The 18,311-nt window shown below is 58.3% G+C and carries 18 protein-coding genes; 9 read left to right on the forward strand and 9 right to left on the reverse strand.

Annotated features, from left to right (window positions below; genetic code table 11):
- The first annotated feature begins 158 nt into the window (after nucleotides 1-158).
- From ACOCG7_RS30995 to ACOCG7_RS31005, 3 genes are all read left to right on the forward strand, one after another.
- A complete protein-coding gene (locus ACOCG7_RS30995; protein ID WP_421378603.1) occupies nucleotides 159-953 on the forward strand; it encodes a hypothetical protein in 795 nt (264 codons plus the stop codon).
- A 107-nt stretch (nucleotides 954-1,060) separates the two neighbouring features.
- Complete coding sequence (locus ACOCG7_RS31000) at nucleotides 1,061-1,492, forward strand: hypothetical protein (protein ID WP_421378606.1); 432 nt, start codon at nucleotides 1,061-1,063, stop codon at nucleotides 1,490-1,492.
- A 79-nt stretch (nucleotides 1,493-1,571) separates the two neighbouring features.
- On the forward strand, nucleotides 1,572-2,198 hold the full coding sequence (locus ACOCG7_RS31005; RefSeq protein ID WP_421378609.1) for a glutathione S-transferase family protein: 627 nt from the start codon (nucleotides 1,572-1,574) through the stop codon (nucleotides 2,196-2,198).
- 84 nt (nucleotides 2,199-2,282) lie between these two features.
- Here ACOCG7_RS31005 and ACOCG7_RS31010 read toward each other — a convergent pair whose 3' ends face one another.
- The gene (locus ACOCG7_RS31010) at nucleotides 2,283-3,053 is read right to left on the reverse strand and encodes a hypothetical protein (protein ID WP_421378612.1); all 771 of its coding nucleotides are present in this window, start codon (nucleotides 3,051-3,053) and stop codon (nucleotides 2,283-2,285) included.
- A gap of 175 nt (nucleotides 3,054-3,228) precedes the next feature.
- On the opposite strand from ACOCG7_RS31010, the gene ACOCG7_RS31015 reads away from it, so the two are divergent.
- From ACOCG7_RS31015 to ACOCG7_RS31025, 3 genes are all read left to right on the forward strand, one after another.
- Nucleotides 3,229-3,459, forward strand: a complete 231-nt coding sequence (locus ACOCG7_RS31015; RefSeq protein WP_421378616.1) for a hypothetical protein — start codon at nucleotides 3,229-3,231, stop codon at nucleotides 3,457-3,459.
- 5 nt (nucleotides 3,460-3,464) lie between these two features.
- Nucleotides 3,465-3,959, forward strand: a complete 495-nt coding sequence (locus ACOCG7_RS31020; protein ID WP_421378619.1) for a hypothetical protein — start codon at nucleotides 3,465-3,467, stop codon at nucleotides 3,957-3,959.
- 174 nt (nucleotides 3,960-4,133) lie between these two features.
- Nucleotides 4,134-4,736 (forward strand): hypothetical protein, encoded by a 603-nt coding sequence (locus ACOCG7_RS31025; protein WP_421378621.1) that lies wholly within the window; start codon nucleotides 4,134-4,136, stop codon nucleotides 4,734-4,736.
- A gap of 24 nt (nucleotides 4,737-4,760) precedes the next feature.
- Here ACOCG7_RS31025 and ACOCG7_RS31030 read toward each other — a convergent pair whose 3' ends face one another.
- The 6 genes from ACOCG7_RS31030 to ACOCG7_RS31055 form a co-directional block, all read right to left on the reverse strand.
- Complete coding sequence (locus tag ACOCG7_RS31030; RefSeq protein ID WP_421378624.1) at nucleotides 4,761-5,663, reverse strand: plasmid partitioning protein RepB C-terminal domain-containing protein; 903 nt, start codon at nucleotides 5,661-5,663, stop codon at nucleotides 4,761-4,763.
- Nucleotides 5,660-6,562, reverse strand: a complete 903-nt coding sequence (locus ACOCG7_RS31035; protein ID WP_421378627.1) for a ParB/RepB/Spo0J family partition protein — start codon at nucleotides 6,560-6,562, stop codon at nucleotides 5,660-5,662. Before ACOCG7_RS31035 ends, ACOCG7_RS31030 begins: the two co-directional genes overlap by 4 nt.
- Nucleotides 6,559-8,124 carry a recombinase family protein gene (locus tag ACOCG7_RS31040; RefSeq protein WP_421378630.1) on the reverse strand — a complete coding sequence of 522 codons (1,566 nt, stop codon included), beginning with the start codon at nucleotides 8,122-8,124 and terminating at the stop codon, nucleotides 6,559-6,561. The genes ACOCG7_RS31035 and ACOCG7_RS31040 overlap by 4 nt, the downstream gene beginning before the upstream one ends.
- 167 nt (nucleotides 8,125-8,291) lie before the next feature.
- Complete coding sequence (locus ACOCG7_RS31045; protein WP_106356122.1) at nucleotides 8,292-8,756, reverse strand: hypothetical protein; 465 nt, start codon at nucleotides 8,754-8,756, stop codon at nucleotides 8,292-8,294.
- Between the two features lie 1,256 nt (nucleotides 8,757-10,012).
- Entirely contained in the window at nucleotides 10,013-10,486 is a 474-nt protein-coding gene (locus ACOCG7_RS31050) for a hypothetical protein (protein ID WP_421378633.1), read from the reverse strand.
- Nucleotides 10,487-10,573: 87 nt separating this feature from the next.
- The gene (locus ACOCG7_RS31055; RefSeq protein ID WP_084561442.1) at nucleotides 10,574-11,611 is read right to left on the reverse strand and encodes a reverse transcriptase family protein; all 1,038 of its coding nucleotides are present in this window, start codon (nucleotides 11,609-11,611) and stop codon (nucleotides 10,574-10,576) included.
- Between the two features lie 857 nt (nucleotides 11,612-12,468).
- Here ACOCG7_RS31055 and eat point away from each other — a divergent pair.
- The 3 genes from eat to eutC are packed head-to-tail and all read left to right on the forward strand — an operon-like array spanning nucleotide 12,469 to nucleotide 16,104.
- Entirely contained in the window at nucleotides 12,469-13,872 is a 1,404-nt protein-coding gene (gene eat, locus ACOCG7_RS31060) for an ethanolamine permease (protein ID WP_073430378.1), read from the forward strand.
- Between the two features lie 43 nt (nucleotides 13,873-13,915).
- The gene (locus ACOCG7_RS31065; RefSeq protein WP_073430377.1) at nucleotides 13,916-15,310 is read left to right on the forward strand and encodes an ethanolamine ammonia-lyase subunit EutB; all 1,395 of its coding nucleotides are present in this window, start codon (nucleotides 13,916-13,918) and stop codon (nucleotides 15,308-15,310) included.
- Nucleotides 15,307-16,104, forward strand: a complete 798-nt coding sequence (gene eutC / locus ACOCG7_RS31070) for an ethanolamine ammonia-lyase subunit EutC (RefSeq protein ID WP_073430376.1) — start codon at nucleotides 15,307-15,309, stop codon at nucleotides 16,102-16,104. Before ACOCG7_RS31065 ends, eutC begins: the two co-directional genes overlap by 4 nt.
- A gap of 5 nt (nucleotides 16,105-16,109) precedes the next feature.
- Here eutC and ACOCG7_RS31075 read toward each other — a convergent pair whose 3' ends face one another.
- Nucleotides 16,110-16,505, reverse strand: coding sequence for a DUF779 domain-containing protein (locus tag ACOCG7_RS31075; protein WP_073430375.1), 396 nt, complete (start codon nucleotides 16,503-16,505; stop codon nucleotides 16,110-16,112).
- A gap of 65 nt (nucleotides 16,506-16,570) precedes the next feature.
- Nucleotides 16,571-18,091 carry an aldehyde dehydrogenase gene (gene adh, locus ACOCG7_RS31080; RefSeq protein WP_073430374.1) on the reverse strand — a complete coding sequence of 507 codons (1,521 nt, stop codon included), beginning with the start codon at nucleotides 18,089-18,091 and terminating at the stop codon, nucleotides 16,571-16,573.
- Nucleotides 18,092-18,311: the final 220 nt, after the last annotated feature.

Genomic DNA, 18,311 nt, shown 5'->3' on the forward strand with positions numbered 1-18,311 from the left:
TCGCATATTCCGCTAAAGACGTTTTCGGTTCTCGTGTTTTGCTGGCATGATGCACTCCTGCTTAATACGTCCAACCGTTTATGTTTCGTATTCCGTCGCAACACGTCAAGCTACTCGTGCGCTGCTCCGCGGTGTACTTGGCCCTGTGCAGTTCACAATTGAACGCCACCGCCGCCGAAGTGCTCGCAGCACCTTCGAGAACACTGCCGGCCTCCGGTACGACATGGTGCTATAGCATCGGATCTCCCCAGCCATCCACCATGACGCTTAAAGGTGTGTCCGCAGGTATTGCAAGCTATGACATCGGTGGCCCCGGTGCAATCACGCGCATCGATGAACAGACCGCCACGTATACGTCGGTCAACGCGACCCGGCGCGGGCAGCGAAAACTGCTTGTATTCCCGCTCGCGAAGGACAGGAAGTGGTCCGACGAGTTCACAGAAGACCTCACCTCGCATCTCGGTGGCGATGCCGAGTGGCAGTTCACCTATCACGCCATTTCCCAAAGTCATGTCATTGGCACTGAGAAACGACATGTTGGCGCTGGGACCTTCGATACGTTTGTGATCGAGCGCAATACTGCCTGGACGAAAAGCAATCCGCACTCTTCAAGCAAGCTGTTGCAAGCCCAGAAATGCGGCGATGCCGACTGCACCGTCACCGGCTACAGCAAGGAAGTGTATTGGTATGCGCCGTCGGTCGGTCGCGCAGTCCTGCGGGCGTATTCGCAGAGCGGAGATTCCGACTTCATCTGGAATCTATCTCCGGACGACCTCCTCAGCAACGCTAGCTCGCTCGTCACTGAACTCGTCGGGTACGGCCGTGCTGCGTCCTGCGAAGCCCTCCATCCGCCATTGCACGCCCGCGTACCGTCAGCACCATGGTACGGTTTTCCGTTGCTCATGAACGACACTTGGGAGTTTCTGATGCTACGGAACATAGCACCCGAATAGGCGTCCCGTAGTGCTTTGATGAACCGGTTTCCGACCACGAGTCGATAGTCGTATGGAGCATTTTGTTGAAGTCACCAATCGTCGTAACACTTCTCGTCGCGTGCTGTATGAATAGCTACGCACAGGTTTCTGGAACGGATCACGATGCTATCCAGACAACGGCGGGCGTAGTGTCGATTTCGAAGATTGGGAAAGCGCAGGCGGACGGCGTGACCTTTAATGTGACATTGAGGGGGGCACACTTCGACCAGCTCTACGGGTCGCGTTACGCTTATTTCACAGATGGCGATACGGCGCACAAACCAGCCGACCGCATCATCATCGAGGACTTCGTCGGCGGCTTCTCCGAACCTCCGTCGGTATCCATGTATGACTTCCGGAAGCCGCAGCCGGTAGTTTTGTCCATCGGTAACGCACTTGATCTCGACGAGGTTCGTTGGACCAATGACAACGTGTTCTTGAGTGCGAGCGGGGAATGGTACACGTTTGCCCACGATCGATTGTTCCGTTCGAAGCCGCCAAAAGGGACGGCTCCATGAATGGGGATCTTGATAGTCGTGCGGGCTGTCGCCGCCGTCATTTTCGCGGGCCGACTGGGGGGCTGTGCCGACTACTGACATGGTGAAACTATACGGAGCCGCATGGAGTGTCTATGTGCGGATCGTCCGGCTTGCACTGGAAGAGAAACAGGTCAAATATGACCTGATCGAAGTGGATGTATTCGCAGAGACGGGTGTTCCGCGGGAGCATTTGACGCGTCACCCGTTCGGCCGTATTCCAGCCTTCGAGCATGGCGATTTCCATCTTTACGAGACCGGCGCGATTGTTCGCTATATCGACGACGTTTTTCCCGGATGCAAACTGCAACCGACAGATCCGAGAGCCCGCGCCAAGGCAAACCAGATCGTTGGGATACTGGACTCCTATGCTTACCGAACGCTCGTTTGGGACATATACGTTGAACGCGTGGTTTCAGCTCGCGAAGGCCGGTTGGCAGATGAGCGGAAAATCGCCGCCGCGCTACCGTGTGCCGCTGTATGTCTGTCTGAATTGACCCGGCTGTCCGACGACCGAGAGTTTCTGATTGGCGGCGACGTGACAATTGCTGATCTTTACGCCGCTCCAATGTTCGCATGCTTCATGCAGGCACCTGAAGCCGTTCCGTTAATGGAAGGGTGCGAAAAATTGACCTACTGGTGGCAGCGATTCGCCGCTCGCCATAGCATGTCCCGAACAACGCCATGAGCAACCGCGTGCGGCACGCAACGGGCAGGAGCGGCTGTTCGGTGCAGCCTCATAGCTCGTCAGCAATCACCTGACGGAAACGGACTAGACCGCGCATATTGTGCCCTTGTTTGGACCTTGAGCGGGCACTTCAAGGGCACTCAATACTGCAAGAAGATTACGCTGGCGACGTGTCGGCAAACTTAATCGCCAGCGCAGTGCTCCGTACGTGATAGTCAGTAAATAGCTCGCGCACGCAATTCCGAAGATCGAATTGAACACCACGGTCGCTGACAATCCGTTTCCGCTCGGCTCACCGTGTCCTAGATATGCGAACAGAGTGAAGGCCAATACCGCGAACGCGCCGAACACAGAGGCCTGTTTCCATCTGCTTTTTCCCCAAAACCGAGGGAGCCGCGGTAGGTAGTAAATTTGACTGTCTGGCATGGTCCCCTCGAGGGAGCCGGCCGCGAACGCTACGAAGACACGCGGGTCGGCAGTATTGCGAAAACCATAGACAAGATGTCGGCCAGACAATGCCTCTGACGCAATTGCCAGGCATATGCTGTCGCCCTCCGCAAGCGGTAACTCCACCTTACTGTAGTAGGGAATGCAATCTTTCGGCGTATATAGGACAACGAAGACGCCATTCACCTGAAATCGAAACGAACGCATTGTTCCGTGGTTAAAACTATTTCCGTTCCAATCGGTTGTCACCGTAAACTGCGCGCACTCTAACTCAGCTACTTCGCCTTCTAGCTGGACAATCTGCGCGTGCCGCAACCGATCCTTAACGTCGTCCGAGAGATTTTCCTCGACATCGTTCGGCGTACCGGTTGAGGAAGGATGATTTCGTGATTTGAGTCGGTGCGCCATTCGCTCAGGGGAAAAGTGCGATTGACGAAGAATGCCACGGTCTAATGGGCCGAGGCAACTACGAGCATCGTGGTCGGTTCGGCCCAATGCTATTGACCTACGCCGACCGGTTTATGCTTGTCAAATAACGGCACGGTCCAAGCTACGGTGACCACGATTCAACCGAGCGGGCGGGATGTTGCACACGAAGGCGATAGCGTGTCCTGCCCAGCCTGCAACACGACAGGCAAAATCCAGTACGACGGCCACCCGCCAAGTGATGACCGCACCGGATGGCACCCGAGAGATCAATCCTGAGCTTTTCGCGCATCATCCTGACCACCCGACCAGCCGGGAGAACATAAACGAAATCGTTGACCGGCGAAATAACTTCGCCTCGATTCATAACTGGGAGGGATTGAAGTGATACGTATGGCAGGATTGTTCACGGTTGTTTTGTTGTCTCTCGTTAGATATGACGTGGCGAATGCGAAGACTCAGTTGTCGCAGGATGACCAGACGCTTTGCAACGAAGGCGAGGAGATTTATTTCAGTTGTCCGCTGGAGAACGGGAAGACCGTTTCCATCTGTGCAAAGAACAACCCTGACCCTGACCGGGGCTACGTGCAATACCGATACGGTAGCAAGGACGATGTCTTCGTATTTCCGCCCGAGAATATTCCGCCTGCCAAGACGGTCGAGATCACCGACGTATCCGAAGGAAGTATTCGTGGCCTGCATTTGAAGTTCTCGAAGGAGCCGTACACGTATGTCGTGTCCTCGGTCTGGCCGGGTGAACTCTATGTATCGAAAAATGGGAAGATAATTTTCGATAAAGAATGCCAGGCTTCAAGATATAAGAACTTTTCGAACAAAATTTTCGACGAAGTCAACGAGGCGCCCGTGACGAAGGTCGATATGCACTGAATGATGTTCATAGGCACCTTTTCGGCAATTCATAGGGTGCCACTCGACGAAGATGCCCATTCGTTCTTGATCCTCAGCCAGAAATCCGGATATTTCATGAATTATCGAAACCTTATAGCAGCGTCTCTGACTCTTGTGCTCGGTTCGCTCGCCCCAGTCGCTCACGCAGGCGGTATGAAGGCATCAGTATCGGCGATACCGGCGCTGAATCAGCACACTGCGCCGCTGGACGCATCATTACAATCGTTGCGCGCCGGTATTCTTAAGGACGCGAAGGAATGTGTAGACAACGCGAGCGGCATGGGTGCAACGGCGCAATATCGCGCCGATATAAAGAAGACGATTGAGACGCCGAGCATCGTTGGGTTCGAAGTGACCGGGAGTTCGCAGTGCGACGGCGCGCATCCTAACGCGTACCAGTATGGCATTTCATATCGCATCAAAAATGGCAAGCGATTCGATCTGAACGAGGTGTATGCAGTAGGACATCGCGATGGCGGTAGCCTGTTTCTGACAAAGGAATCGGTTGTCCCCATCATGGCTGAGTTCAAGCGGATCAATGCTGGGAAATCTGATTGCCTCGATGCGTCGACGTTTAATGATGAGTATCTGATGTCGAAGCCGTTTACGTTGGCCGTACGGACAGACGGGAGTCTGCAGTTTTACTTCGACACGGCCTATGTAGAAGCAGCGTGTTTTGCGCCGATCCGGTTGGGTGCGCAAGCGGTCAGTGCGTTCAAGGATGAAAAGAAGGCTGTGCAGTATGGATTGCCTTGATCCGGCTCGCGCGCGCTCATCCGGCTAGGTGAGAACGCTGAATTGCTGCTGCTCAAGCGACACCGTCTCGACAATCGTTTCGAACTGAGCCAGCAGGTCTGGTTGGCGTTGCCGCAGGTATTGAGCTACCAGTTGGTTCTCCACAAGCCTGGCGAGATATCCCTTTGCGAGCACTAGGTTCAGCACATCCTGTCCGTAGGTCTGCTCGACAAGTTTGTATTGCCCTTGCAGATTGCTCATCTCCCGCTCCATTTTCGCCATCTGTTCAGGTGTGACTCCGGTCAGCTTCGGCGGCTTCTTTCCGTCAACCAGGCGTGCTGCGGGTGTTGCGACAAGCAGCGCTTCGGCATAAGGCACGGTCACGTTGTTCGCCGCTATCATCAATTCGACGCATTCGACCTGCCGCGTCGGCTTCATTTTTCGAATTGCGCGAGCGAGGTCTACTGAGAACTGGCGATCTCCCAGAAGTTCGGCGGCTTCAGGACATATGCCGTCCAGCAGCGAAAGCTTCTTGAGGATCATGGACACGTCCATAGCGAGGGCCTTTGCCAGCCTCTCCGGCGACACGCCCCGTTCGACGACGCGCCGGATCATATAGTGCTCCTGGATTGTGGACAACCGATTGACACGATTGTTGTACGTGTAGCTTTCGTCGTCGGTTGCAACCAGGCACGATACCTCGACAAATCCTAGCTTCTGCATTGCAATGAGGCGTAGGTGGCCATCAAGCAGCACATGTTGACCCGTGCTTTGGTGTACTGCAGTAACCGACAGTGGCTCAATCAGGCCGATCTCCTCGATCGAGGCCTTGATCTGTTTGAACTTGCGGGAATCGATGATCGTCGCCGGCATCTTGCGCGACGGCAAGATGCACACTAAGGGAACAGATAGAGGTTCGGGAATGAAACCGAGCGTTACGCCTGTCATGTGACGCTCCCGCCCGACCAGACGCGCTCGGCAAGATATTTCGGCAACGTTGCCAACCCTTCCGCACGCAGCAGATTGACGAAGTTTTCATCTGCAAAAATTTGCCGAAGCGCGCCCACGACGAACATGAGCCGCTGCTGCGCAAATTCGGCCTTACGCACCATCGACTTCTGGCGTTCGACTTCATGCTGATAGGTCCGCACCAGGCTCGATGTCGTCACATCCGCGAGCTTGCCCGACATGTTGCGGGCAGCGGAGCGCCCAAGTGTTTTACGTCGCTCGATAATCCGGCGGGCATCTATCAATTGCTTGCCACGTAACTTGCCGGATTCGTAAGCTTCCTGCAGAGCAGCCTGCATTGCCGTGTCGTCGTCACCGGCGCTGACAATAGACAGTGCGGCGTTGAGTGGAATCCGTCCCTTCTCCACGGCTATGACCAGGCGCTCTTCACCATGATGCAGTAGCATCAGGATACCTTGGACATATGATTGCGTGAGCCCCGTTTTTTCCGCGATCACCTTCGAAGTGTATCCCTGCTCCTGCAATTGCCGGATGCCGGCGAGGAGTTCGAGCGGTCGGCACTGGCGACGCGCAATGTTCTCCGCGAGACTCATGATGAATGCGTCTTCGTCGCTGACATTCACAACCATCGCCGGAATGGTCGTTTCGCCTAGTGAACGGAAGGCCTTCAGGCGGCCTTCACCGCACACAAGCAGATACTTCTCGACGCCGTCGGCAGTGGCTCGCGGAGTGACCTTGATCGGTTTTTTGAGGCCGATCGCCCTGATGTTGCCAACGATTTCGTTGAAGACGCGGTTGTTACGCTCGCGCGGATTGATGACCTCGATCTGGTCGACCGGAATCATGTGGACCTCGCCCGCCTGTTGCTGCTGGTTCATGCCACCCTCCGGAGACGGGCCCGCTCAGCCATGCCATAGAGATAATCAAGCGTGTCAAAACGATAGCTCTCGAACTCAATCCTGTTCTGGTCGGCGAGGCTGATACGCGGCTGGCCGAAATCCAGGCGCGGCAGGAGGTAATAATCGAGCGCCGCAGAATTCGCGTGGTCGAGCCTAACGGCTACGGTAATGTCCGGCAGCAGACTCGTGTCAAACCGGACCTTCCAGCGATGCCGCCCATTTTCGTGTGTCTGGCAACGCGCGAGAACGAGGCAGGTAGTGAACTCATGGTTGACGGTGAGCATATCTGTGGCTGGATCGCGCAGTACCGTGCCACCGAGATCGGCGATCTTCTTCTCCGTCTGCGCAATGATTTCCGGGTGAAGCTGACGGAGGAACCGGTTAGTTTCGAGATAGCGGTAATCGCGACCAGGCGTGAAACCAACGGTCTGGTATGCGCGGATCAGGCTGCCGAATCTGTACATATAAACGGAGCTTGATGGCATGCCATCAGTTTCGTCGATAACGAGGCCGGACAGGAAACCACGGTTGCGGTACAGGTTGCGCAGACGCTCGATGAGCTCCTCATTCGAATAGCGCCGGGCGCGCGCCCGCATGATGCCCTGTGCTGTGTAAAACGTCTCACCTGGTACGATAGACTGAAATGCACCTTCCTTCCGGATCCACATGTCAGGTGTATTCACGACGCGCATTTTCTTGAGTTTGAACGACACGCGGTTGTAGACGTTGTTGCCGATGTATTTCTCGTTGGTCAGTACCTCCCGTACAGTCGCTCGCGTCCATTCCCGATCGAGATTTGTGCGAACTCGCATACCATTTAACCGGGCCGCAATTTCATATTCATTTAATGACCCGTCGATAAACCAGTTGTAGATGAGATTGATAATCCGGATTTCGCTCTCGGGCCCTGGCATAAGGATCACCCGATCGGTCTGCAGGCTCTTGTGTTCGCCTCGCTGAAGTTCTCCTTTCATGATTCCGTGCTGATCGATGAGGACGCGGCGTAAACCGTAGCCAGCCGGTCCGCCCTGCCGGAAGCCGAGCTCGATCAGCCTGCACTGGCCGGCAAACACCTTGGCCGACAATTCCCGGCTGTATTCGCCGGCCATTGCCCGCTTCACTCCTTTCACGATGGTGGAAACCGGCGAGCCGTCGTTTTCGAACTGTTCGGCGCAGTACGCGACCTGGATGCCGACACGCCGGCAGACATATTCGTAGTACGCACTTTCATCCGCGTCCTGGAATCTCCCCCAGCGACTCACGTCATAGACGAGGATCACCTGAAAATCCGCTCGACCACTTTCAACGTCCTTGATTAGCTGCTGAAGCGCCTGCCGCCCGTCGATACGCAGACCGCTTTTACCCTCGTCAGCGTAGGTGCGAACGATCTCGAGACCGCGCCGCGTGGCGTACTCCCGGATCCTGTCGCGCTGGTTCTCGGTCGAGTATTGCTGATGCTCGGTCGACATCCGAACGTATTCGGCCGCCCGTACCGAAGGGGCCTGTACGACGACGGTATCGTCTATGTGATCGAGTGACACGGTCCTGCTCCCGCTGCTTCGAATCCTCGCTCCCCTGAGCTCGCGTATCCGGCATCGCGTCGGACACGCAGATCGTCACTTTCGAAACGCAACCGCGTCGCAACTGCGGTGGTGTCTGATTCAGAGCGGGTACAAGGCAAAGGTAGCAGGCGTGGCGCGGAAGTCGATCACGTCATCTCTTTGCAATCACGTATGGGTGGCCCGTTTGGTGTCGACAGCACGGCGATATGGACGGTGCACGCGTTCATCTTTGCAATGCCCGTTTCGACCGCACGGCGCAGTATGTAGAACCCTGATGCGAGCGGGTGTAAATGCGGTGACGCGTCCATGTTTGCAACAGGACTGGAACTTCGTCGCGCATTCCGCTCCCGTTGCATCGCGCAATTGCGCTCCCGATAGGCCGGGTGCGTCGCGCGGTATTGACGCCAGTAGTCCGGGTGACGAGCACGCCAGTTCGATTGGGCCCGCGCCTGGTTATCGCGGTAGTCGGCGTCGACGCGAAGTCGCCGCCGTTGCCAGCGGCGCCGGCGTTCCCGCTGACAAGCCGCGGCCGAGCAGTACCGTTGATTGGGGACCCGCAAAAGGGGATGAAACGGATTGCCGCAGGCAAGGCAAAGTCGGGCCGATTTCATGATGGCGCTCCACGCTGATATCACAGGCGGGTCCGTTATGCCCGGGGCGGATCGGGTTCGGAGCCTCGGGGCGGCGGCGACCCACCCGAGACGATCTTCCCGCTTTCTACGGCCGCTGGTTTTCGTTTTTGTGGCCCGAGCCGCATTACGGCCGGCCCGGGCCGGTGATGAAGCCGTTCTTAATTAGGGTCGCACCCAAACGCTACTACTTTGGCGTGAAAGTAGGCCAGTCGCGGGAACTCCGTCGCACCCGACAAGACGTCTTTGGCGCGGCCTCGCGTAAGTCTTTGATTTTTTGTGTGCGCCGTCGCATTAACTGTGGCGCCCTACGTGTCGGGCGTAGGGCGCCAGAGTAATTGCGACTGGCGCCACAGTTTTGCGACTGTGGGACTGAGGTAATGTGACTGGCCTATTTAGACATGAAGTGCCGCCACTATTGCAGGCGTCGACCGCAAGACTAATTGCGACTGACGCCGCAGTTTTCGCGCTGGCAGGCTCTAGAGATCGCGAATAGCCTACCGTGTCATACATGATGGGTCATTCGTCTATGCGTTCGAACGTCCATGCTGGGTTCAGCTGCATGGGAATTATTGAAATCTGCTTTGGCATGTCGCGCGTGAATTGCTCGCCAAGCGGATTTCCTCTTTATCGTAGAAGGGAAGTTGTTCGACTCGTAGACCTGTTCCATTTCGATACGCCTCATGAGATCGCCGTAGTTACCGGGGCCTGCAAGATGCGAAATGGAAAGCAAAATAATTCGGCGCCTTGCCCTGGCCGAAATTGTGCAAAACAAACAAGCAAAAACAGGCGTTGGCGATTACAGACCGCCAAGACCTCCCTGCTTGACCCAATGACGAGCGTCCATGCTTGTTTCCTTTACGATTGAGCAGGAAGTTACCTGCTCTCCTGCGAAAATACCTTGGTCCTGTCTCAATTGCAAGAAATCTGTCATGAGGCTCCCGGGCCACTGGGCTGAAGACAGACTCAGAACGGACCTTTCCGTGCCTTCATCGATCAATTGAGTACAGAGAATGATCGGCCGTTAGATCTTCGTTCTATGCAGAGAGGCGTCATTTATCGATCGCTTATGCTTAGTCCCCCATTCATGCGCACCACTTGCGTGTTATTGAGCGCAGGCTCGAGTGTACTAACGCCAACTGCAAGCTTTTAGATAAAGGCAGAATTTCCTACTCGAATTGTTAAACGGTAAAAATTCCACGGTATGTCGCATGCATATTGAAGGGATTTTTGCATCGTTAGGTGTCCGCGTGCAGTGAGAAAAACGTCTTCTGCACGATGGCTACCGGGGTGAGGATCGTATAAGTATTCATGCCCGGTACGGCAAGCACGAACAGCGCGAGCGTCACGCCGGTCAAACGAAGACACAGCAAACGCCAGCCGCTACCTGTGCCCGCCGTCGCCACCGTGCGTCTTTTTCGTTTCGCACGCTTACGGTATTGCTCCAGTGCACCGGCCAGCAGTGACGGAACAACCAGCGTATAAAAGAACACCAGTACATTATTCGGCCAGACGTTGATGATGCTGTTTGAATCCAGCCGGATGTAGCGGCCTTCGTGAACGTCGATAAACATCAACCCGCCGAGCCAGCGAAGTACTTCGAGCACCGCCCACATTGACGTCAGGAACGCGCCGACCGCCCCAAAGGCCAACACCGCGAAAATCACGGTCTTCAAACGGCTTTTCCAACTGGAAGCGGTGGCTTGCTGCATGACGGGGGCTCGCTATCGGTGACTTTTTTCGCGGCTGCGTGTGCCTGGTAATTGCTGACCCGCGCAAAGCCGGGGCGGCGGCCCACATTAATCCCAATCGATCGAGCCGGGTGCCGGACAGGTCCACGACGCCCTAAGCCGGTCTCGGATCTCGGCGAGAGATTGGCGGGCCAGAAGCGCGCCGTTGCGAAAGACCGGGACCAGCGCACCGCCTTCGGCCTGTTCGACGGTCTGCTGTTCGTAAAGCACGAAGCGCTCGCCTTCCCTCTCGACGCGCAACAGCCCCCTGGCCGACTTCTTGGTGCCATCGTCGGTGGCCGGATCCTTGTAGATGGCCAGCAGGCGACCACTCGGCACCCGATTGGTACACAGCGCAGTCAGCGCTCGCGCAACTTCCAACGGATAACCCAAAGCATGAATCGCAGAGTAAACACGTCCCGCATGAACCGACGCAAAAAAATCGGTCAGATCGAAGCGAATCACAACCGCTTTTCCAGCGTGAGGCGCCGCGAACGTGACCGTGTTCCTGCCGCGCCGAAAACCATGCACCGCATCGTGAGCGGGAATCCGGTCGAGCAGGCCATGCAGCACTTTCCGCTGCAATTCCCGCAACCGCGACTTGGGAATTTCGATGATTCGACATCGACCGTCGCGTTTCTCTATCGCCTTGTAGGAATAGTGGTGAAGCCGCGTCGTCGCATCGTGAGCCGCTACACGCCAGCGATCTGCAAACCAGTCCAACTCCAGGGGTTCCACATCGAGCCACGCAGCCAGATCGCCGATTGTCGGCAGTTGCGGCAGCGTGACGTCCCGCAACCAGCGCGGAGCAGGTCGCTGAACAGGCGGTCGCGTGAGCACACGAACAATGCGCGGACGGTTCTGGCTTTTCCACGCCGCAACAAAGCCCGCGGTTTCAGCGATGATCTTTGACAGGTGTTTGGCTTCGACGCTGTCCCAGCGCGCGCCAAATCGTTTCTCGACCCGGCGCGCCAATCCGGTCATCCAGCCGGCGGACTCGCCCAATACGCGCGTCATCCGCTCGACCATCGTGGCCGGATCGGCAGGCCCGGCGAGCATGGCGTCGGCGATCGCGTAGGTGACGACTTGCAGGGAAGATTGCGGCATAGAGCAAAGGAGGGCGGGACGACAGTCAACGCGTCTTGTGCTGCGTGAGCGTATTTGCGCAACGCGCAACAACGGGCTCATGCGACGAACTGCGGAGGTCATTCTGATCCACGGGGTAGCCCCGTAGTGCCCGGAACGTATGCGGCCCGAACCGGGGCAAGCTTGACCAACCGTCCCGCGACGCGACGATAAGCGACGGGCTCGCAGCTTGTCAACGCCTTGGTAGTGCGAACATTTTCGCGATAAACGCACCGGCGCTGCGGCGCATGAATCGAGGGTTTGCGCCAAAGCCTTTCCTCCTTGGCCGGGCGACACAAAGCCGTCCAACTTATCCACAGTCCCCTCTGGACAACTTTTGTAAAAGCCGCCTGACACGTTGTGGGCGAAACCTTGATAAGGCCGCGGCGTCGCCGGACGGCACAAAAGTTTTCCCTGGCTGAGCGTCGCTGTCCGCTGGCGCTTCGCAGGGTTATCGATTCCGCAGGCTTCTGATTCGAAAACGAAGTTTCAGGTTATCCACAACCGCATCCCATGCTTGTTAACTATTACTACGTATACATATACAAAGACTATAAAAACCAGAGAGACATCCGCGAAGCCCGCTGCACAAGCGGGCACCGAGCAGGCAAAGCGGCGTACAAGGCATCAAACCAGACGTTCGGCAAAACATCACCCGCCCATTCAATCCTCGCCAAACAGCCCCCGCAGTTAAGCGCCCACTGATATAACCTCCGCCAAAATTTGCCGAATTTCGATAACACCTCGATTAATGGCTCACTACCATCGGCGGAAGCCTGTCCGCCCATGCACCGCAAAGCCTTGCGGCGTCGAGCAAGCGGCACCCTCAGGAGAGTCCGATGAAAACAGAGTCCAGCAGTCAGCACGTCGGTAAGGTCACGCATCACGAGTTGAAGCAGACGCTCGGCACGTGGCAATTGTGGGGAATCGCGGTCGGCCTCGTCATTTCCGGTGAGTATTTCGGCTGGAGCTATGGCTGGGCGAGCGCGGGCACGCTGGGCTTCGTCATCACGGCGGTCTTCATCGCCGCGATGTACACGACCTTCATTTTCAGTTTCACCGAACTCACCACGTCGATTCCGCATGCGGGCGGCCCGTTTGCCTACGCGCGGCACGCGTTCGGCCCGACCGGCGGTTATCTGGCGGGCGCGGCGACCCTCGTCGAATTCGTGTTCGCTCCCCCGGCGATCGCATTGGCGATCGGCGCCTATCTGCACGTGCAATTTCCGGGTCTCGAGCCGAAGCACGCGGCGATGGGTGCATATCTGATCTTCATGGCGTTGAATATCGTCGGCGTGCAGATCGCCGCAGCCTTCGAATTGTGCGTGACGCTGCTCGCGATCTTCGAGTTGCTGGTGTTCATGGGCGTGGTGTCGCCGGGGTTCCAGTGGTCGAACTTCACGAAAGGCGGCTGGGCCGGCGCGGATACCTTCAGCATGGGCTCGTTCCACGGCATGTTCGCGGCGATTCCGTTCGCGATCTGGTTTTTCCTTGCGATCGAAGGCGTCGCGATGGCCGCCGAGGAAGCGAAGAACCCGAAGCGTTCGATTCCGATCGCCTATGTCGCCGGCATCCTGACGCTGGTGGTGCTCGCGATCGGCGTGATGGTGTTCGCCGGCGCGGCGGGCGACTGGACCAAGCTGTCGAACATCAACGATCCGCTGCCGCAAGCGATGAAGTACATCGTCGGCGAAAACAGCGGCTGGATGCATATGCTGGTGTGGCTCGGCCTGTTCGGACTCGTCGCGTCGTTTCACGGCATCATCCTCGGCTATTCGCGGCAGATTTTCGCGCTGGCTCGCGCGGGCTATCTGCCCGAGTGGCTCTCGAAAGTGCATCCGCGCTTCAAGACCCCGCATCGCGCGATCCTGGCGGGCGGCGTGGTCGGCATCGCCGCGATCTATAGCGACGAGCTGATCCAGTTCGGCGGCCAGACGCTGACGGCGAACATCGTGACGATGTCCGTATTTGGCGCTATCGTGATGTATATCATCAGCATGATGTCGCTGTTCAAGCTGCGCCGCACCGACCCGAACATGGAGCGCCCGTTCCGCGCGCCGCTGTTTCCGTTCTTTCCGGCGTTCGCGCTGGTGGCCGCGGTGATCTGTCTCGGGACGATGGTCTACTTCAACTTTCTGGTGGCCGTCGTGTTCGCAATCTTCCTCGCGCTGGGCTACGTCTATTTCCTCTTGACGCGCCATCAACGCGAAGCGGCGCCGGCGGACGCCTTGCTGGAAGAGTGACGAATCGAGCCGCTGTGCGAGCAGCGGCGATGGAGTCGTAAAGATGAGCTATACGGAGACGATCGGCAGCCGCGCATATCGCTTTGCCGATCTGAAAACCTTGATGGCGAAGGCAAGCCCGCAGCGTTCCGGCGACCAGCTCGCCGGCGTCGCGGCGGCGAGCGAGGAGGAGCGCGTCGCGGCCAGGATGGCGCTCGCGCAGGTGCCGCTGCGCACGTTCCTGAACGAAGCGCTGATCCCGTACGAAAGCGACGAAGTCACGCGTCTCGTGATCGACGATCACTCGCAAGAGGCGTTCGCCGAGATCGCGCATCTGACGGTGGGCGACTTCCGCAACTGGCTGTTGAGCAGCACGACCGACGCCGACGCGCTCACGCGCATCACCGCCGGCCTCACGCCGGAAATGGTCGCGGCGGTCTCGAAGCTGATGCGCAACCAGGATCTGATCGCGGCGGCGCGCAAACGTCCGGTGATTACGCGCTTTCGCAACACGGTCGGATTGCCGGGGCACATGTCGGTGCGCCTGCAGCCGAATCATCCGACGGACGACGTGAAAGGCATCGCCGCCTCGATGCTCGACGGCCTGATGTACGGCTGCGGCGACGCGATGATCGGCATCAATCCGGCCAGCGACAATCTCGGCGCGATCACCAGGCTGTTGCTAATGATCGACGACTTCCGCCAACGCTACCAGGTGCCCACGCAATCGTGCGTGCTCACCCACGTCACCAACACGATCGCCGCGATCGAAAAAGGCGCGCCGGTCGATCTCGTGTTTCAGTCGATCGCGGGGACGGAAAAAGCGAACGCCGGTTTCGGCATCTCGCTCGCGCTGCTGCAGGAAGCGCATGAAGCGGGACTGTCGCTGAAGCGCGGCACGGTCGGCAATAATCTGATGTATTTCGAAACGGGCCAAGGCAGCGCGTTGTCGGCGGACGCGCATTTCGGCGTCGACCAACAGACCTGCGAAGTGCGCGCCTATGCGGTGGCGCGCAAGTTCAATCCGTTTCTCGTCAACACGGTGGTCGGTTTCATCGGGCCGGAGTATCTGTACGACGGCAAGCAGATCACGCGCGCGGGTCTGGAAGACCATTTCTGCGGCAAGCTCTTGGGCGTGCCGATGGGCTGCGACATCTGCTACACGAATCATGCCGAAGCCGATCAGGACGACATGGACAATCTGCTCACGCTGCTCGGCGTGGCCGGCATCAACTTCATCATGGGCATTCCGGGCGCGGACGACGTGATGCTCAACTATCAAAGCACCTCGTTCCACGACGCGCTTTACGTGCGCGACGTGCTCGGCTTGCGCCGCGCGCCCGAATTCGAAGCGTGGCTGGAGTCGATGCGAATCACCGACGCGCGCGGCGCGCTGCTGAGCGCATCCACGCAACAACCGCTCCTGGAAGGCGCGCGCGACTGGATGGGCATAGCATGAGCGACTTCCTCGAAAAGAACCCGTGGAACGCGCTGCGCCAGTTCACCAACGCGCGTATCGCGTTGGGCCGCGCGGGCAACAGCTTGCCAACCGCGCCGTTGCTCGCGTTCAACCTGTCGCATGCGCAGGCGCGTGACGCCGTGCATCATCCGCTCGACACCGACGTGCTGCACGAACAGTTGCGCGCGCAGAACTTCAGGACGTTGGACGTGCATAGCGCCGCGCCGGATCGCGAGCATTACTTGCGGCGTCCCGATCTCGGCAGGCGGTTGAGCGATGAAAGCCGCGAGGCGCTGAAACAGCTCACGGTCGATTCGCCCGAGGTCGTGTTCGTGATCGCCGACGGCCTGTCGGCGTTCGCGGCGTCGAAGCAGTCGATTCCGCTTTTGCAAGCCGTCCGCACGAAACTCACGGATTGGAAGATCGGACCGGTGGTGGTCGCACGCCAGGCGCGCGTCGCGCTCGGCGACGAAATCGGCGAGTTGCTCGGTGCGAAGCTGGTGGTCATGTTGATCGGCGAGCGGCCAGGCTTGAGTTCACCCGACAGCCTCGGCATCTACCTGACGTACGCGCCGAAAGTGGGTTGTAGCGACGCGCAACGCAACTGTATTTCGAATGTGCGTCCCGAAGGTCTCGACTATCCGGCGGCCGCGCACAAGTTGCATTACCTGCTCACGCATGCAAGGCGCCTGGGCGTCACCGGCATCGGCCTGAAAGACGATAGCGACGCGCTGCTCGCGAGCGCGGCGCCAACGCCCTCGATCAGCGACGCATCAAACTCGAGCGCTGAATAAAACAATCAGGCATCCGCCCGCGCCACCGGATGCTTTGCGAGCCACGCGTTCTCGTCGTCCTCGAAAAGCCGGGAGCGCGTCAGGAACCGCAATCCGCTAGGCCGTTCCAGCGAAAACATGCCGCCATTGCCGGGCACCACGTCGATGATCAATTGCGTGTGCTGCCAATATTCGAATTGCGAGTTGCTCATGTAAAACGGCGCGCCGGCAATCGTTCCGAGTTTGACATCGGACGAACCCACCATGAATTCGGCTTGCGGAAACATCATCGGCGCGCTGCCGTCGCAGCATCCGCCGGATTGGTGGAACAGTACCGCCCCGTGTTCGGCGCGCAGCTTGTCGATCAGTTCGACCGCGGCGGGCGTTGCGATTACGCGGGCGACTTCCTTCTCATCAGCCATCACATGTCCTCGCTAAAAAGAAGCGAGCCGCGCAAGGCGGCCCGCTGGAACGTGAGCGCTACCGCTCAGAAGAAACCGAGCGGCTTCTCGCTATAGCTCACGAGCAGGTTCTTGGTCTGCTGATAGTGGTCGAGCATCATCTTGTGATTCTCACGGCCGATGCCCGATTGCTTGTAGCCGCCGAACGCCGCGTGCGCCGGATACGCGTGATAGCAGTTGGTCCATACGCGGCCCGCCTGAATCTGCCGGCCGAAACGGTAGGCGCGCGTGCCGTCACGCGTCCAGACGCCGGCGCCCAGGCCGTAGAGCGTATCGTTGGCGATGTCGAGCGCTTCTTCCTCGTTCTTGAACGTCGTCACCGAAACCACCGGGCCGAAGATCTCTTCCTGGAAGATGCGCATCTTGTTGTGGCCGCGGAATACGGTCGGCTTCACGTAATAGCCCTTGCTTAGTTCGCCGTCGAGCTGGTTGCGCTCACCGCCGATCAGACATTGGGCGCCTTCCTGCTTGCCGAGATCGACATACGACAGGATTTTTTCCAACTGTTCCTGCGAGGCCTGCGCGCCGATCATCGTCTTCGTATCGAGCGGGTGCCCTTGCGTGATCGCGGCGACGCGCTTCAATGCGCGCTCCATGAAGCGGTCGTAAATCGTTTCCTCGACCAGCACACGCGACGGACACGTGCACACTTCGCCCTGATTCAGCGCGAACATCGCGAAGCCTTCGAGCGCCTTGTCGAAGTAGCTGTCGTCCTGGCTCATCACGTCGGCGAAGAAAATGTTCGGGCTCTTGCCGCCGAGTTCGAGCGTCACCGGAATGATGTTCTGGCTCGCGTACTGCATGATCAAACGGCCGGTGGTGGTCTCGCCGGTGAACGCGATCTTCGCGATGCGTTTGCTCGATGCAAGCGGCTTGCCGGCTTCCAGGCCGAAGCCGTTCACCACGTTCAGCACGCCCGGCGGCAGCAGGTCCTGGATCAGTTCCATCAGGACGAGAATCGACGCGGGTGTCTGCTCGGCCGGCTTCAACACGACGCAGTTGCCGGCGGCAAGCGCGGGCGCGAGCTTCCACACCGCCATTAGAATCGGGAAATTCCACGGAATGATCTGACCGACCACGCCGAGCGGTTCGTGAAAGTGATAGGCGACGGTGTCGTCGTCGATCTCCGAGATCGAGCCTTCCTGCGCACGGGCGCAGCCGGCGAAATAGCGGAAGTGATCGATCGCGAGCGGAATGTCCGCGGCCATGGTTTCGCGCAACGGCTTGCCGTTGTCGATCGTTTCCGCGACCGCGATACGCTGCAGATTCGCTTCCATCCGGTCGGCGATGCGGTTGAGGATGTTCGCGCGGTCGGTGGTCGAGGTCTTGCCCCATGCAGCTTTTGCGCGATGCGCGGCGTCGAGCGCGAGTTCGACATCGGCTTCGCGCGAACGTGGGATCGACGTGAACGGCTCGCCGGTGATCGGCGATACGTTGTCGAAGTACTCGCCGCCCACCGGCTTGACCCATTCGCCGCCGATAAAGTTCGCATACTGCTTTTTGTACGGGAATTCGGTGGTCAGAAACTGCATCTCTGCGTGATTCATCAGTGTGCTCCTCACATGTTTAACGGGCTCTATTCGGCGCGATGTTTCGCTGGGCCGCAACAGCGTAGAGCCAGAAGTGTGCCAATGCACCGCACTGGTGAGCCGTGCACGCGCAGCACGCACTCGCACCCGACATGACGCGTTGCCCCGTTCAAGCGGAGACAGGTGAACGTATCGTTTCGGATCAACGCGCGCGGCGCTGTTCATGAAATGAACAGGC

This window comes from Paraburkholderia sp. DD10, assembly GCF_049177125.1.
Lineage (GTDB): Bacteria > Pseudomonadota > Gammaproteobacteria > Burkholderiales > Burkholderiaceae > Paraburkholderia > Paraburkholderia terricola.

Excerpts from the sequence above, each read along its gene's own strand:
- ACOCG7_RS31065 (WP_073430377.1), top strand. The coding sequence starts at position 13,916 with ATGAGCTATACGGAGACGATCGGCAGCCGCGCATATCGCTTTGCCGAT.
- ACOCG7_RS31005 (WP_421378609.1), top strand. The coding sequence starts at position 1,572 with ATGGTGAAACTATACGGAGCCGCATGGAGTGTCTATGTGCGGATCGTC.
- ACOCG7_RS31010 (WP_421378612.1), bottom strand. The coding sequence starts at position 3,053 with ATGGCGCACCGACTCAAATCACGAAATCATCCTTCCTCAACCGGTACG.
- ACOCG7_RS31035 (WP_421378627.1), bottom strand. The coding sequence starts at position 6,562 with ATGAACCAGCAGCAACAGGCGGGCGAGGTCCACATGATTCCGGTCGAC.
- ACOCG7_RS31015 (WP_421378616.1), top strand. The coding sequence starts at position 3,229 with ATGTTGCACACGAAGGCGATAGCGTGTCCTGCCCAGCCTGCAACACGA.
- ACOCG7_RS31075 (WP_073430375.1), bottom strand. The coding sequence starts at position 16,505 with ATGGCTGATGAGAAGGAAGTCGCCCGCGTAATCGCAACGCCCGCCGCG.
- ACOCG7_RS31025 (WP_421378621.1), top strand. The coding sequence starts at position 4,134 with ATGAAGGCATCAGTATCGGCGATACCGGCGCTGAATCAGCACACTGCG.
- ACOCG7_RS31000 (WP_421378606.1), top strand. The coding sequence starts at position 1,061 with ATGAATAGCTACGCACAGGTTTCTGGAACGGATCACGATGCTATCCAG.
- eat (WP_073430378.1), top strand. The coding sequence starts at position 12,469 with ATGAAAACAGAGTCCAGCAGTCAGCACGTCGGTAAGGTCACGCATCAC.
- ACOCG7_RS31045 (WP_106356122.1), bottom strand. The coding sequence starts at position 8,756 with ATGAAATCGGCCCGACTTTGCCTTGCCTGCGGCAATCCGTTTCATCCC.
- eutC (WP_073430376.1), top strand. The coding sequence starts at position 15,307 with ATGAGCGACTTCCTCGAAAAGAACCCGTGGAACGCGCTGCGCCAGTTC.
- adh (WP_073430374.1), bottom strand. The coding sequence starts at position 18,091 with ATGAATCACGCAGAGATGCAGTTTCTGACCACCGAATTCCCGTACAAA.
- ACOCG7_RS31055 (WP_084561442.1), bottom strand. The coding sequence starts at position 11,611 with ATGCCGCAATCTTCCCTGCAAGTCGTCACCTACGCGATCGCCGACGCC.
- ACOCG7_RS31020 (WP_421378619.1), top strand. The coding sequence starts at position 3,465 with ATGGCAGGATTGTTCACGGTTGTTTTGTTGTCTCTCGTTAGATATGAC.
- ACOCG7_RS31050 (WP_421378633.1), bottom strand. The coding sequence starts at position 10,486 with ATGCAGCAAGCCACCGCTTCCAGTTGGAAAAGCCGTTTGAAGACCGTG.
- ACOCG7_RS31030 (WP_421378624.1), bottom strand. The coding sequence starts at position 5,663 with ATGACAGGCGTAACGCTCGGTTTCATTCCCGAACCTCTATCTGTTCCC.